The organism is Vibrio sp. 10N.222.55.C6, assembly GCF_041473395.1.
GTDB classification, from domain to species: domain Bacteria; phylum Pseudomonadota; class Gammaproteobacteria; order Enterobacterales; family Vibrionaceae; genus Vibrio; species Vibrio crassostreae_C.
In genome coordinates this window covers 1-450 of sequence record NZ_JBFRSD010001283.1, presented here as the reverse complement: position 1 = coordinate 450, position 450 = coordinate 1, and the positions used below count along the sequence as shown (strand labels likewise).

Annotated in this window: 1 pseudogene; it reads left to right on the top strand. The window is 39.6% G+C overall.

Annotated features, from left to right (window positions below):
• A pseudogene (locus AB4486_RS28545) lies at positions 1–208 on the top strand (WYL domain-containing protein); the annotation flags it as partial.
• Positions 209–450 lie beyond the last annotated feature (242 nt).

Sequence of the window (450 nt, the reverse complement as noted above, 5' to 3'; positions counted from 1 at the left end):
ACCTAATCCTTACTTGTCTGAGCAACAACAAGTTGTTGTTGCTGACGACTACGCTATGAAAAACAAGAAGATGGAAATAGTAACTCGTGGAGCTTTAGTCAGTTATTACTTGCGACGTATGGGCGTCATACAAGACCAAAAGCTGCTAAAAGAACAACCAGAAGCCTATCAATTGACTGCTCACTTTGACGAAAGTCTACCTAGATAAATCAAGGTTCGTTCGAGACAGCCCGATAAGATTGGTGATGTTCTAGATGGAACATTACCTGTCTACTCGAAACTAGGGCTGACTGTATTTATGGTGTAAAGATCCATGAATATACGCTCCTTGCTGAATGCTTTAAAACAGCAGCCTACATCTATTGTAAAGTGACGACTAAAAACACCCTACATGTCACTCGATAAGTTTTTAGCTAATATTCCTTTTCTGATACCAAATAACCTCTGACA